Source organism: Salinirubellus salinus, assembly GCF_025231485.1.
Taxonomy (GTDB): Archaea; Halobacteriota; Halobacteria; order Halobacteriales; family Haloarculaceae; genus Salinirubellus; species Salinirubellus salinus.
In genome coordinates this window covers 3740187-3753203 of sequence record NZ_CP104003.1, presented here as the reverse complement: position 1 = coordinate 3753203, position 13017 = coordinate 3740187, and the positions used below count along the sequence as shown (strand labels likewise).

Genomic DNA, 13017 nt, shown 5'->3' with positions numbered 1-13017 from the left:
ACTCTTCTAACAAAGCCGGTCACCTCCTACTACGGATTAGACCATGCGATCAAACGGACACGCGGGGCGCCGATGAGCACCCCCCGACTCGGCGACGGCTGTTCGGTTGACACGGGCGTGACCTTCCGCGAACCCGGAGACGGGCAGGTCCCCCCGGTGCTCGGCGACGACGCCGTCGTCCGCTCGGGCACGATCATCTACCCGGACGTCGTCGGCGGCGACCGGTTCGTCACCGGGCACGACGTGCTCGTCCGCGAGGAGACCACCATCGGCGACGACGTGCTCGTCGGGACCCAGACGGTCATCGACGGGGCCACCGAGGTCGGCAGCGAGGTGAGCCTCCAGACCGGCGTCTACGTCCCGCGCGAGACGACCATCGGCGACCGGGTGTTCGTCGGGCCGCGCGCGGTCCTGACGAACGACCCCTACCCGCTCCGACGCGAGGTCGACCTCGTCGGGCCGACCCTCGCCGACGGCGTCTCCGTCGGCGCGAACGCGACGCTCCTCCCCGGTGTCACCGTGGGCGAGGGGGCGTTCGTCGCGGCGGGAGCAGTGGTCACCACGGACGTGCCGGCCGAGACGCTTGCGGTGGGCGCGCCGGCGCGACACGAGCCGCTCCCGGAGTCGCTCGACGCGCCGAACCAGCGGTAGGACCGGGGAGGAGGGTGAGCGTGCCTACCCGTTCGTCACGCCCGAGCCGATGGTGTAGACCCAGTGGTCGGTACCGGAGAGGTCGAGCGCGTCCCGACCGTCGACCACGACCAGTTCCTCGAGTGCCCCCCAGTCGAGGCCGTCGAACTCCGGGTGCGCGGTGACGAGGACGACGCCGTCGAGGTCCAGTTCGGGCACGTCCTCGAGCGCGACCGGCGTGAGGTCGAACTCGCCGGCGGTCGACTCGTCGAGCACCGGGTCGGTCCCGTACACCGTGGTGCCGAGTTCCGAGAGCACCGTCGCGAGCGGTCCCGCTGGCGACTTGCGCGTCTCGGCGACGCCCGGCCGGTAGGCCAGCCCGAGGAGGAGGACACGCGCCTCGTCGGCCGGGACGCCCCGCTCGTCGAGTTCCTGGACGAGGGTCCGGGCGGCGAACGACGGCATCGCGTCGTTGATGCCCCGAGCGCGCCGAGTGAGGGGGAGCGGCGTCTCCAGCCTCGAGAGGAGGAAGAACGGGTAGTACGGGATGCAGTGCCCACCGACGCCGACGCCGGGGTCGTGGATGTCACAGAACGGCTGGGTGTTCGCGAGATCGATGGCCCGGTTCACGTCCACGGCGAGTTCGTCGGCGAGCCGCGCCAGTTCGTTCGCCAGCGCGATGTTCACGTCACGGTAGACCCCCTCGAACACCTTCACGCACTCGGCGGTGGTGACGTCGGGGGCCACGAGGACGTCGTTGCTCGTGACGGGTTCGTAGACGACGCGGGCGGCCCGCGTGCTCTCGATGTCCCGCCCGCCGACGATCTTCGGGTGGGTCCCGCGGATGTCGGCCAGCGCGCGCCCGCTCTTGGTCCGCTCCGGGCAGAACGCCAGGCCGAACGCGTCGGTCGACAGCCCGCTCTCCGCGGCGAGCGTCGGCTCGACCACGTCCGCACAGGTACCGGGCGGGACCGTCGACTCCACGAGGACGAGGTCACCGGGGTCGAGGCCGGCGCCGATGCTCTCGACGGCGGCCGCGAGGCTCGAGAGGTCCGGGTCGGTCCCGCGGAGCACCGTCGGGACGATGACCACGTGGACGCTCGCGTCGCTGGCGGCCGCGACCGGGTCACTCGTCGCGCGGAGGTCGCCCGCGGCGACCAGTTCCGAGACGAGCTCCGGGAGTCCCGGCTCCCCGTCGACTGGTGACTCACCAGCCGACACGCGCTCGACGACGGCCGGGTCGATGTCGACGCCCGTGACGTTCCCGGTCGTCTCGGCGAGCACGGCCGCCAGCGGCAGGCCCATCTTCCCGAGGCCGTAGACGGCGACCGGGACCGCCCCCGACGTGAGTGACGCCCGCTGGACCGCCGGCGGGGCGTCGCTGCCGTAGAGCGAGCGCACCTCGCGTGGGCGTTCGTGACTCATGCGGTCCTCACCATGGGGTCGACCGCGTTCTCCGCGGCCAGGCCGTCTATCTCACGGGCGAGTTCGAGCACGGCGAGGCCGTCCTCTCCGGTCACGGCCGGACGCTCGCCGGTGCGGACACACTCGACGAACGCGGCCAGCTCACGCCGCAGCGGCTCCCCGCTCTCGACCATCGGCCGCTCGACGACGCTCTCGTTCCGGTAGCGGACGCTCTCGTCCGACTCGACGTACGCGGGCGCCGAGTTCCGGTGGATGTGGACCGACTGGTCGATGTAGTCGAGGTTCACCTGCGAGTCCTCGGTGGTGACCGAGAGTTCGCGGACCTTCTGCTGCGTGAGACGACTCGCCGTGAGGGTGCCGACGGTGCCGTCCTCGAAGCCGACGTTCGCCGCGACGTACTGGTTGTCGCGGGTGCCGGCGGCGTCGACGTGACACACCTCGCTGTCGACCAGCGAGAGCAACACGTCGAGGTCGTGGACCATCAGGTCGAGGACGACGCCGTCGCCGATGTTGCGGCCCACGGGCGGGCCGAGTCTGCGGGCCTCGACCGCGATGAGGTCCCGCCCCGAGACCACCTCGCCGAGCACCTCGACGGCCGGGTTGAACCGCTCGATGTGCCCCACCTGTAGGGGCACCCCGGCGGCCGCCGCCCGCGCGACGAGTCGCTGCCCCTCGTGTGGGTCCTCGACGAACGGCTTCTCGACGAGGACGCCGACCCCCTCGTCGATGGCCGCCCGCGTCAGGGGGTAGTGGTATCGCGTTGGGGCCGCGATCGACACCGCGTCGACCTGCTCGAGCAGCGCCTCGCGTGCCACAGCCCTCGTCCCGTACTGGTCGCCCACCTCGGCCGCCCGGTCGGCGTCGGCGTCGGCGACCCCCCGGAGGTCGGCCTCGGGGAGTTCACGGTAGACCCGCACGTGGTTGGCACCCATGCTCCCGACGCCGACGACGCCGACACGCACCGGCTCAGGCATGGTCGTACCCCCCGAGTGCGTCGGCCACGGTCTCGAGTTCGTGCTCGTCGAGCGCCGGGTGGACCGGCACCGAGAGCACCTCCTCGGCGAGGCGCTCGGCGACCGGGAGCGAGGCGTCGACGTGGTCGTACGCCGGCTGTTCGTGGATGGGCCTCGGGTAGTAGACGCCCGTCCCGACGCCGGCGTCTTCGAGGTGCCGCTCGAGCCGCTCGCGGTCGTCCGAGCGGACCGTGTACTGGTGGTAGGCGTGTCGGACTCCGGGTGGGTCCGGCGGACCGACGAGCGCCGTCTCCGCGACGGCCTCGTCGAGCCGACGGGCGTTCGCACGCCGCGCCTCGACGAACTCGGGGAGCCGCTCCAGCTGGACCCGGCCGATGGCGGCCGCGACGCTCGTCAGCCGGAAGTTGTGCCCGAGCGCCTCGTGAGTCGAGGCGTCGCTCCGGCCGTGATTGACGAAGCGGGCGGCCCGCTCGGCGACCGCCTCGTCGTCCGTCGTCACCATCCCGCCCTCGCCCGTGGTCATGTTCTTCGTGGGGTAGAACGAGAACGCCGCTGCGTCGCCCAGAGCGCCGACCGACTCGCCGCGGTAGGTCGCGCCGTGGGCCTGCGCAGCGTCCTCCACGAGGAGCAGCGAGTGGCGGTCGGCCAGCCGACGCAGGCGGTCCATCCCGGCCGGCAGGCCGTAGAGGTGGACCGCGAGGATGGCGTCGACGGGCTCGCGCTGGACGACCCGTTCGACCGCGGCCGGGTCGAGGTTACACGTCCGCGGGTCCACGTCGGCGAACACGGGTTCGGCACCGCAGAAGCGGATGGCGTTGGCCGTCGCGACGAACGAGAACGGCGTCGTCACGACGCGGTCACCGTCGCCGATGCCGAGGGCGTGGAGCGCCGCGTGGAGCGCGGTCGTCCCGTTGCTCGTCGCGACGGCGTGACCCGCACCGACGGTGTCGGCGAACTCACGCTCGAAAGCACGGACCTCCGGGCCGTCGGCGAGGTACCCGCTCTCCAGGACCTCGCGGACGGCGGCCAGTTCCCGCTCGCCGACCGAGGGGGAAGCGACGTCGATCATCGGCACGACCACCGCACAGGGTCACCGGCTCCGGTGCCGGCGCTCGACACCTCGTCTGTCGGTCGGACTTCCGTCTCGGACATGGGTGACTCCTGCCAATCGTGTGAATTTTGTTATACGTCGTCTGTCGGCGGTAGCCTCTCGTTGTCGAACTCGCGGAGAGCGACGACCACTCGCCGGCCCCGTCTGGCGAGCGATAGTGAGTTGAGTACGCCCCGTCTACGTGAGGGTACGTGTCACCTGTCTGTACACAAGTACACTCTAACAAAACCGCCGTGTGCGGTACCCCCCTTCGACGGCCGGTCGTGGCGTCGGGCGAGCCGACACCACGGCGTCGGTACCCACCCCAGCGCGCGAGCCACCGACCAGCCCTGACCACACCAGACCGATGCCACCACCAGAGGACCAGTCCGACGGGGACACGATCACGCCCGAGGAGCCGGACTGGGACGACGTCAGTTACGTCATCAGCTCCCAGTACCGACGGATGGTCCTCGGCCAGCTCTACGCCGGGCCGGCCACCCCCTCGCAGCTCGCCGACGACACCGGCCACGCCATCGCCAACGTCTCGCGCGCGCTCCGACAGCTCCGCGACCGGGGACTGGTCGACCTGCTCGTCTCCGAGGACCGGCGGAAGGGCCGCGTCTACGGCATCACCGACACGGGTCGGCTGCTCTGGGAGAAGCTCGTGTCCGAAGGGCTCGTCTAGCGCTCACTCGACGGTTTCTCGTGGTCGTCCGGGAGCAGCATCTCTGGGTCACGCGCGTAGCGCGGCGTCGACGCGAACGTCGCGATGCGGTCGAGGTCGCTCTCCGAGAGGCCGATGCGTGCCAGTTCCGTCTCCGTCGTTCGCCCCGACATACAGTCGAACGTGGGCGGACAACGTAATGATAATATACCGACTAAGATACGAGAGTGCACCGGACAGGATGGTCTGTGGACGGTGCCGCCAGCGGGCCGCTCCGCAGCCGTCCCACCACTCCGCAACCCGAGTACGAGCTACATAACGAGGGGGCCGGAGCACGCACCGATGGACGAATGTGGCCCTGGGAACACCTCGCCGTCGGCTACCTGTGTCTCTCGATCGGCGTCCGCGCACTCCGCGAGCGCCCACCGACCGGCCCCGAAGCGATCGTCCTCGGGGCCGGGACACAGTTCCCGGACCTCGTCGACAAGCCGCTCTCGTGGGGGCTCGGCGTGTTCCCGACCGGCTACGCGGTGGGTCACAGCGCGCTGGTCGCGCTCCCGGTCGGTACGCTCCTCCTGTGGGGGGCACGTCGTGCCGGGCACCCCGTCGCTGGAGGCGCGTTCGTCCTCGGCTACTGGTCACACCTCGCTGGTGACGTGCTGAACCCGCTGCGTGCCGGCTACACGCCCGAACTCGGTCGGGTGCTCTGGCCGCTCGTCGAGGGCGACCCGTACGGCAGCGACATCGGCCTCCGCCGGGTGCTGGTCTACCTCGCGCGGTTCCCCGGCGACGTGGCGACGCTCGACCCGTCGAGTCCCGAACTGCTCTACCTGCTGGTGCCGCTCCCGGCGATGCTGCTGTGGGTGGCCGACGGGGCGCCAGGCCCGGGCGTGCTGGTGAGGGTCGTCTACCCCCGGCGTGGGACCGAGCGGTAGGACATCCCGTGGTCGCGTCCGATAGCCCTCGAGGACGTAAGCGTGTACTACTTCGGGAGAGGGCCCGGTACGTGGCGATTTACAAATGGTGTGTGGTGGCCTCTGCCGGTCGAGATGGAGGAGACGAGTGCTCGCCGACAGCACGCGGTGGAGTTCACCTACGAGTGGTACGAGGGATTCCTGAATCGACTCCGCTCGTCGGGGTACGAGTTCGGGAGCATCGCGACTCCGCCGACCGAAGGCGAGGTGATACTCCGGCACGACGTCGACCTCTCTCCGTCGGCGGCCCTCCGGATGGGGTGCGTCGAGGCCGACCACGACGTGCGGTCGGCGTACTTCTTCCTGCTGGGGTCGCCACTCTACAACCCGCTGAACGAGGCGTGTCGGGAGGTGATAGGGGAACTGGAGTCGCTCGGCCACGCGGTCGGGCTCCACTTCAGCACGCACCAGTACTGGTCGGGAGCGACGCGGCCGGGAGACGAGGCGGTGGCCGAGCGGGTCCGTGAGGAACAGTCCGTCCTCGCGACGCTCGCTGAGGCCCCGCTCTCGCCCGTATCGTTCCACGTCCCACCCGACTGGGTGCTCGGCGAGTCGTTCGACGGCCTCACGAGCACGTACGAACCGGCGTACTTCGAGACGCCCACCTACGCGGCGGACTCGGGCCAGCGGTGGCGCTCGGCTCCGCCGCTGGCCGACGGCGACACCGCGGCCGCACAGGTCCTCGTCCACCCCGGTCTCTGGGGGGAGACGGACGCCTCGTTCCGTTCGCGAGTCGAGAGCGCCGTCACCGAGGCGTGTGTCTCACTCGGCCAGTGGGCAGTCGACCAGTACCTCGAGGAGGGAGACGGCTGATGACCACGGTGGCCGAGGCGTCGCGAGACGACGGGCGACCCCGCCGGGTGGGCGCCGATGTATAGGGACCACACGGTGGCCATCGCCGTCCCCGCGTACAACGAGGAAGGGTACGTCGGCGAGGTAATCGACGCCGTCCCCGACTACGCCGACCGGGTGTACGTGGTCGACGACGGGTCGACCGACGGGACGTGGAGCGAGATACGGCGGCACGCCGAGCGGCGGAACGCGCGCCACGACCCGAGCGAGGACAGCGAGGGTGCGTTCGACCGCCTCGTCGTCCCCATCCAGCACGACGAGAACCGGGGGGTCGGCGGCGCCATCAAGACGGCGTACCTCCGCGCCCGCGAGGAGCGTATCGACGTGACGGCCGTTCTCGGTGGCGACAACCAGATGGACCCGGACGAGCTCACCCGGTACCTCGACCCCGTCGTCGACGGCGTCGCCGACTACACGAAGGGGAACCGCTTCGCTCGGCCCGAGGACCGCGCCGGGATGCCACGGTTCCGGCTGCTCGGCAACCTCCTCCTGTCGTGGCTGACGAAACTCGCCAGCGGCTACTGGGGGTCGATGGACTCGCAGAACGGCTACACGGCCATCTCGCTGGCGGCGCTCGAGCGGACCGACGTCGAGGGGATGTACGAGTACTACGGCTACTGCAACGACCTGCTCGTGCGTCTCAACGAGGCCGACATTCGTATCGCAGACGTCCCCCGGTCGGCCGAGTACGCCTACAGCGGCGAGTGGAAGAGCCACATCGACTACGGCGAGTACGTCCCGCGCGTCTCGCTGATGTTGCTCCGTGGATTCCTGCGACGTCTCCGGGGCACCTACCTCCACGACGGCTCGTACCCGGTCCCCGCGGGCTACCTGCTGGGGAGCGCACTGGTCGGACAGGGACTCCTCGGACTCCTCACGTCGCTCCGCGAGCAGGGCGACAGCGTCGACCGGTGGCTGCGGCGCGTCCTCGCGGGGGTGGTGTGCTGGATGCTGGCCGTCGACCTCGACGCGGCCGCGAACCGCCACCTCGAGGCGCACCTCGACGCCGGGGACGTCGACTCTGAGAGCCACGAGGAGCGAGCGGCGGATCGCGAGGCGCAGGCCACGACAGCCCCGCACACCGGGGCGCACGTCGAGCGGAACGGTGACCGACCAGAACTGACTGACAGCGTGACCACTAGAGAGGACTGACATGAGCCACGACCCACGCGGACGGACGACGGATCGAGCGGTGACCGTGCTGTTGACCGGCGCGGGCGCACCCGGTGCATCGGGCATCGTCGAGAGCCTGCGCGCGAACGACGAGCGGCCGGTCCACATCGTCGGCGTCGACGCCGACCCCGACGCCTACGGCTTCGCGCTCGTCGACGACCACGAGACGGTCCCCCACGGGACCGACGACGACTACCTCTCTCGGATGGTAGACGTCGCCGAGCGGGAGCGGGCCGACGTGGTCCTCCCGCTGACGACCGCCGAACTGGAACCGCTGGCGGCGAACCGCGAGGCGTTCGACGCCACGGTGATGGTCTCGGAGGCGCCGGCGCTCGCCGTCGCCAACGACAAGGGTCGCCTGTACGAGTTCCTCGCGAACGGCGAGTTCGCCTCGGCGCCCGCGTTCGAGCGGGTCTCGACCGAGGACGAGTTCGTCGCGGCCGTCGAGTCGCTGGGGTACCCGGACGTGCCGGTCTGCTTCAAGCGGCCCGTCGCCAGCGGGATGCGCGGGTTCCGGGTGCTCGACCCGAACACCGACCGCCTGACGCGGCTGCTCTCGGAGAAGCCGACGAACGCCGTCACCACCCTCGAGGAGGTCCGACCGGTGCTGGCCTCGGCAGACGAGTTCCCCGAACTCGTCGTGATGGAGTACCTCCCCGGTCCGGAGTACAGCGTGGACGTGCTGGGGATGGGTGAGGAGGTCGGACCGGTGGTGCCGCGCGAGCGCGCTCGGACCCGTGCCGGCATCTCCTTCGAGGCGGTGGTAGAGGAGCGCGAGGACCTGATCCGCGAGGCGGCCGAGATCTGTCGTGGACTGGGCCTCGAGTACAACCTCAACCTCCAGTTCCGCTACGACGAGGAGGGCGAACCGAAGTGTATCGAGATCAACCCCCGTGTCTCCGGCACCATCGTCGCCTGCGTCGGCGCCGGCGTGAACCTCCCGTACCGCGGCGTGAAGTACGCGCTCGGCGAGCAACCGCCGCCGGTCGACGTGGCGTGGGGCACCCGGATGACCCGCTACTGGCAGGAGGTGTTCCGGACGCCCGACGGTCGGCCGTTCCACGTCGGACCCGACGGTCGGGACCTGCTCCCGGTGACGCGATGAGTGGGACCGACCCGCTGCAGGCGGTGTGTTTCGACCTCGACGACACGCTCTACCCCTACGCCGAGTACGCCCGGACCGGGCTCCGAGCGGCCGCCGACCGCCTCGCCGCCCGGACTGGGCGTGGCCTCCACACCGAGCTGGAGTGGCTCTACTTCGAGGCCGACGTGACCGAAGGGACGTTCGACCGACTACTAGAGCGTCACGGCCTATCGGCCGAGCTGGTCGACGAACTGGTCGAGGCGTACCACGGTGCGACCGCCGACCTCTCGCCCTACGACGAGACCCCCGCGGTCCTCGAGCGGGTCGGCCGGACACACGACCTCGGACTCGTCACGGACGGCCGGAACGGGCGCCAGAAACTGACGAGACTCGGTCTCGACGGGCGGTTCGACGCGGTGCTCGTGACACCGACCATCGGCTCGTCGAAACACGAGGTCGAGCCGTTCGAGCGCGTGCTCGACGACCTCGGGGTGGGGCCCGGCCGGGCCGTCTACGTCGGCGACGACCCGCGCGTCGACTTCCGGGTCCCGAACGACCTCGGGATGCGGACGGTCAGGGTCCGGCGGGGTCGGTACACGGACCTCGAACCGGGGAGCGCGGCGGCCGCCCCCGACCACGAGATACACCGCCTCGCCACCCTCCCGGACCTGCTGGAGCGGCTGGGCCAGCCCGTAGACACTACCTAGCGTTCGGTAGGTGAATCGTTCCCGAGTCGATTGATCCCGGTGGCCGCCGTCGGGTTCCTCGACGGCCGGCGTGGTGGGTCCCCGCGATCCGTCGGGAGCAGCGGCCGTCCCGTCGCCGCCACCCGGAGTAGAGGTGACATTACAAACACACTCCATCGACCAGCGTTGGCACGATGTGCGTGACCCGGACCGGACGAGTCGGCGCCACCGCGGCCAGAGACTGGGGGTGGGTGCCGTGAAGTATCTGGTCACCATCCAGCACCCGGCACAGGCGCAGTTCTACAGACACCCCGTCAGCGAGTTGCGTGACCGGGGACACGATGTACGTGTCCTCGTCAGGGACAAGGACGTCACCACGGACCTGCTCGACGCGTTCGACATCCCCTACCGGGTCCTCGCCCGGAGTCCGAACTCCGTCGGCGGCCTCCCGCTGATGCAGCTCCGGTACGAGTACCGCCTGCTCCGGGAGGCCTGGCGGTTCCGGCCACACGTCATGACGTCCGTCGGCGGCCTCGAGATATCGCACGTGGCACCGCTGGTCGGTGCCCGGAGTGTCGCCTTCGACGACAGCGAGTGGACGCCCTCCCGTCGCATCACGCTACCGTCACTCGACGCCGTCTGGACTCCCCGCGCCTTCGCCGCAGACCGAGGGACACACCAGCGGTACTACGACGGCTACCACGAACTGTCGTACCTCCACCCGGACCGGTTCGAGCCGGACCCCGACCGCCTCAGAGCGGCCGGCGTCGACCCGGACGACCGGTACTTCGTCCTCCGGTTCGTCGCCTGGAACGCACACCACGACGTCGGGCAGGCCGGATTCTCACCAGCGGCCAAACGGCGGCTGGTCGCGGAGCTGGAGCGTCGCGGGAACGTCTACGTCTCCACCGAGGCCGACCTCCCGGACGAGTTCGAGCAGTACCGACTCCCCGTCCCGCCACACCTCCTCCAGGACCTGCTCTACTACGCCGACCTCTACGTCGGCGACTCACAGACGATGGCGACGGAGGCTGCCATACTCGGGACCCCCGCCGTCCGCTCGAACTCCTTCGCTGGGGACGGGGACATGTCGAACTTCGTCGAACTCGAGGAGGAGTACGGCCTGCTCCACTCTATCCCGGACGAGGGCGCCGCGGTCGACCGGGCGCTCGAACTCGCCGCTGACCCGTCCTCGAAGGCGGAGTGGCGCCGCCGGCGCGAGGCGTTGCTGGCCGACAAGATAGACGTGGCCGGCCACGTCGTGTCTGTGCTCGAACGGGAGGGCGAGCGCGCACGCCGGCGGCCGGCCGGGAAGCGTGGCGTCGCAGGGTGGGTCCGTGACCTGCTCGGGAGGTGGGTGGAGTGAAGGTCCTGACAGTCGTCGGCGCCAGACCGCAGTTCGTCAAGGGGTTCACCGTCTCCCGCGTGCTCCGGTCGACACACGAGGAGGTGCTGGTCCACACCGGCCAGCACTACGACGAGGAGCTCTCGGGACACTTCTTCGCGGAACTCGACCTCCCCACCCCCGACTACAACCTCGGTGTGGGCTCACACTCACACGCCGAGCAGACAGCGAGGATGCTGGCCGCGCTGGAAGAGCCCATCGCGGCTGAGGAGCCCGACGTGGTGCTCACCTACGGCGACACGAACTCGACCGTCGCGGCAGCGATGGCGACGGCGAAACTCCCGCCACGTCTCGCACACGTCGAGGCCGGCCTCCGGGCCGGCGACCGCTCCATCCCGGAGGAGGTCAACCGCATCGTCACCGACCACGTCTCGGACCTCCTGTTCGCTCCGACTGCGAGCGCGGTCCGGAACCTCCGGCGAGAGGGCATCACCACGGGCGTCCACGACGTGGGCGACGTGATGTACGACGCGATGTGCTGGGCACGGGAGCGAGCCACGGATCGGTCCGGCATCCTCGACGAACTGGGGCTCGAGGACGGGCAGTACGTTCTGGCGACGGTCCACCGCCAGCGGAACACGGAGGACGGGAGTCGCCTCGAGACGATCGTCTCCGCTCTCGCGGAGAGTCCCCTGCCCGTCGTGTTCCCGGCCCACCCACGGACCGTCGAGCGGTTGCACGAACTGGGCCGATTCGGGAAGGTGGCCGACGCAATCAGCCTCGTCGACCCCGTCGGCTACCTCGACTTCGTCCGACTGCTCACCGGGGCCGAGCGGGTGGTGACCGACTCCGGCGGCGTCCAGAAGGAGGCGTTCTTCCTCGACGTCCCCTGCGTGACACTGCGCGAGGAGACGGAGTGGACGGAGACGGTCGACTGCGGGTGGAACGTGCTCGTCGGCGCAGACGGGTCGGCCATTCGGGAGGCGCTGTCGCGCCCGTTCGACCTCGATCCGGACCGCAAGCCCACCCCCTTCGGAGACGGGGACGCCGCCGACCGAATCGTGAGGGTCCTCGAGGATGCTTGACGGCCACCCGTTCGCGCTGTGTCTCACACACGACGTCGACCGGCCGTACAAGAACTACCGTGGGCTCTACCGCGCGGTGACCGAGCGGAGCCCCTACCACCTGCGCACCGCGCTACCCGGACAGAACCCCTACTGGCGGTTCGAGGACGTCATGGCCCTCGAGGAAGAGCTCGGTGTCCGGTCGGCGTTCTACTTCCTGCGGGAGGACCGTCTCCGTGACCGGCCACTCCGAACGTGGCTCAGCCCCCGGACGTGGCGACGCTACGCCGGCCGATACCGCCTGAGCGACCCGGCCGTCGTCGACGTGGTGCGTGCGCTCGACGACGGCGGCTGGGAGGTCGGACTCCACGGCTCGTTCGAGTCGTACACCTCGGTCGAACGGCTCCGCGACGAGAAGACGGCCCTCGAGTCGGTGCTCGGCCACCCTGTCGTCGGGGGCCGACAGCACTACCTGAACCTAGAGATCCCGGAGACGTGGCGCTACCACGCACGAATCGGACTGCGGTACGACACGAGCCTCGGCTCGTCGACTCGCTACGGATTCCACCACGGTTACCGGCCACTCCGACCCTTCGACGACGAGTTCCTCGTCTTCCCACTGACGGTCATGGAGAACGCGCTCGTCGAAGGGCGAGACGAGCGACGGGTCTGGGAGGAGTGTGAGAGCCTGCTCGCGGAAGCGGCCGAGCACGGAGCCGTAATGACGGTGCTGTGGCACCAGAGCTGCTTCAGCGAGCGGGACTACCCCGGCTACGGCGAGACCTATCGCCGACTCGTCGAGCGCGCCATCGAGATGGGCGCGTGGGTCGGGCCGCCGGGCGACCTCTACGACCGCCTCGACCTGGGTGCCGACCGGCCGTCGGAGATTCGGACAGGAACGGGGGAACCCCGTGAAAACCACCACGGTCCGGAGACCGAATCCTCGACTCCTCGAAGGGAGTAGGAACGTCCTGTCGGTCGTACGTCACTCTTCCCCTGGCTCGCGAGGCTGATTCGGAGGGACGACCGGTGAGCCGAGCACCGTAACACTGC

The 13017-nt window shown here is 70.1% G+C and carries 14 protein-coding genes; 10 read left to right on the top strand and 4 right to left on the bottom strand.

All coding sequences use genetic code 11. The features are described from left to right. The first annotated feature begins 72 nt into the window (after positions 1-72). Positions 73-651 carry an acyltransferase gene (locus N0B31_RS19720; RefSeq protein ID WP_260593353.1) on the top strand — a complete coding sequence of 193 codons (579 nt, stop codon included), beginning with the start codon at positions 73-75 and terminating at the stop codon, positions 649-651. A gap of 24 nt (positions 652-675) precedes the next feature. On the opposite strand, the gene N0B31_RS19715 is transcribed toward N0B31_RS19720, so the two are convergent. From N0B31_RS19715 to N0B31_RS19705, 3 genes are read right to left on the bottom strand one after another with little or no spacing between them, the layout of a single operon-like run. After that, entirely contained in the window at positions 676-2055 is a 1380-nt protein-coding gene (locus N0B31_RS19715; protein WP_260593352.1) for a nucleotide sugar dehydrogenase, read from the bottom strand. Then, positions 2052-3029, bottom strand: a complete 978-nt coding sequence (locus N0B31_RS19710; protein ID WP_260593351.1) for a Gfo/Idh/MocA family protein — start codon at positions 3027-3029, stop codon at positions 2052-2054. Before N0B31_RS19710 ends, N0B31_RS19715 begins: the two co-directional genes overlap by 4 nt. Next, positions 3022-4098 (bottom strand): DegT/DnrJ/EryC1/StrS family aminotransferase, encoded by a 1077-nt coding sequence (locus tag N0B31_RS19705; protein WP_260593350.1) that lies wholly within the window; start codon positions 4096-4098, stop codon positions 3022-3024. Before N0B31_RS19705 ends, N0B31_RS19710 begins: the two co-directional genes overlap by 8 nt. Positions 4099-4486: 388 nt before the next feature. On the opposite strand from N0B31_RS19705, the gene N0B31_RS19700 reads away from it, so the two are divergent. Next, entirely contained in the window at positions 4487-4807 is a 321-nt protein-coding gene (locus tag N0B31_RS19700) for a winged helix-turn-helix domain-containing protein (protein ID WP_260593349.1), read from the top strand. Here N0B31_RS19700 and N0B31_RS19695 read toward each other — a convergent pair. Next, on the bottom strand, positions 4804-4959 hold the full coding sequence (locus N0B31_RS19695) for a hypothetical protein (protein WP_260593348.1): 156 nt from the start codon (positions 4957-4959) through the stop codon (positions 4804-4806). The genes N0B31_RS19700 and N0B31_RS19695 overlap by 4 nt on opposite strands. A gap of 177 nt (positions 4960-5136) precedes the next feature. On the opposite strand from N0B31_RS19695, the gene N0B31_RS19690 reads away from it, so the two are divergent. The 8 genes from N0B31_RS19690 to N0B31_RS19655 all read left to right on the top strand — a co-directional run bounded on the left by N0B31_RS19690 (position 5137) and on the right by N0B31_RS19655 (position 12928). Continuing rightward, entirely contained in the window at positions 5137-5721 is a 585-nt protein-coding gene (locus N0B31_RS19690; protein ID WP_260593347.1) for a metal-dependent hydrolase, read from the top strand. Between the two features lie 114 nt (positions 5722-5835). Continuing rightward, positions 5836-6573 carry a polysaccharide deacetylase family protein gene (locus N0B31_RS19685; RefSeq protein ID WP_260593346.1) on the top strand — a complete coding sequence of 246 codons (738 nt, stop codon included), beginning with the start codon at positions 5836-5838 and terminating at the stop codon, positions 6571-6573. 57 nt (positions 6574-6630) lie between these two features. Then, the gene (locus N0B31_RS19680) at positions 6631-7764 is read left to right on the top strand and encodes a glycosyltransferase family 2 protein (RefSeq protein WP_260593345.1); all 1134 of its coding nucleotides are present in this window, start codon (positions 6631-6633) and stop codon (positions 7762-7764) included. 1 nt (position 7765) lies between these two features. Beyond that, a complete protein-coding gene (locus N0B31_RS19675; protein WP_260593344.1) occupies positions 7766-8890 on the top strand; it encodes an ATP-grasp domain-containing protein in 1125 nt (374 codons plus the stop codon). Beyond that, complete coding sequence (locus N0B31_RS19670; RefSeq protein ID WP_260593343.1) at positions 8887-9576, top strand: HAD family hydrolase; 690 nt, start codon at positions 8887-8889, stop codon at positions 9574-9576. The genes N0B31_RS19675 and N0B31_RS19670 overlap by 4 nt, the downstream gene beginning before the upstream one ends. A 235-nt stretch (positions 9577-9811) precedes the next feature. Next, on the top strand, positions 9812-10921 hold the full coding sequence (locus tag N0B31_RS19665) for a DUF354 domain-containing protein (protein WP_260593342.1): 1110 nt from the start codon (positions 9812-9814) through the stop codon (positions 10919-10921). Then, positions 10909-11985: a non-hydrolyzing UDP-N-acetylglucosamine 2-epimerase gene (wecB, locus tag N0B31_RS19660; protein WP_368389203.1), complete on the top strand. Its 1077-nt coding sequence runs from the start codon at positions 10909-10911 to the stop codon at positions 11983-11985. The genes N0B31_RS19665 and wecB overlap by 13 nt, the downstream gene beginning before the upstream one ends. After that, positions 11978-12928, top strand: coding sequence for a polysaccharide deacetylase family protein (locus tag N0B31_RS19655; protein WP_260593340.1), 951 nt, complete (start codon positions 11978-11980; stop codon positions 12926-12928). Before wecB ends, N0B31_RS19655 begins: the two co-directional genes overlap by 8 nt. Positions 12929-13017: the final 89 nt, after the last annotated feature.